Source organism: Burkholderia sp. HI2500 (assembly GCF_002223055.1).
In the GTDB taxonomy this organism is placed as follows: Bacteria; Pseudomonadota; Gammaproteobacteria; order Burkholderiales; family Burkholderiaceae; genus Burkholderia.
Genome location: NZ_NKFL01000015.1, coordinates 1 through 770, shown reverse-complemented (window position 1 = coordinate 770; position 770 = coordinate 1). Strand labels below are relative to the sequence as shown.

Genomic DNA, 770 nt, shown 5'->3' with positions numbered 1-770 from the left:
CGGCCGAAGCCGCCGATCACTTCGTCGGCCACCAGCAGGATGTCGTACTTGCGGCAGATCCGCTGGATTTCCGGCCAGTACGTCGACGGCGGGAAGATCACGCCGCCCGCGCCCTGGAACGGCTCGCCGATGAACGCGGCGACGTGCTCCGCGCCGAGTTCGAGGATCTTCGCTTCTAGCTGCTGTGCACGCGCCAGGCCGAACGCTTCCGGCGTTTCGCCGGCCGCCGCTTCACCGAAGAAATACGGCTGGTCGATATGCACGATGTGCTCGACCTTCGACGGCATCTGCTCGTGCATGTAGCCCATCCCGCCGAGCGTGCCGCCGGCGATCGTCGAGCCGTGATAGCCGTTCTTGCGCGAGATCACGTATTTCTTCTGCGGCTGGCCCTGCACGCGCCAGTACTGGTGCACGAGGCGCAGCACGGTGTCGTTGCCTTCCGAGCCGCTGTTGCAATAGAAGAAGTGGTTGAAGCCGGCCGGCGTGACTTCCGCGAGCATCGCGGAGAGCTCGATCACCGGCGGGTGCGTGGTCTTGAAGAACGTGTTGTAGAACGGCAGTTCCTGGATCTGGCGATACGCGGCGTCGGCGAGTTCCTTGCGGCCGTAGCCGACGTTCACGCACCAGAGGCCGGCCATCCCGTCGATCACCTTGTTGCCGTCCGAGTCCCACAGGTAGACGCCGTCGGCCTTCACGATCACGCGGCTGCCTGCACGGTTCAGCGCGCCCATGTCCGAGAACGGGTGGATGTGGTGCGCGGCGTCGAGCGC

General features: G+C 65.5%; 1 protein-coding gene. It reads right to left on the bottom strand.

Going from position 1 to position 770, the window contains the following annotated elements:
• Positions 1–770 (bottom strand): aminotransferase class III-fold pyridoxal phosphate-dependent enzyme (locus tag CFB45_RS38010; protein WP_144025304.1); only part of this gene is annotated, 770 nt, incomplete at both ends.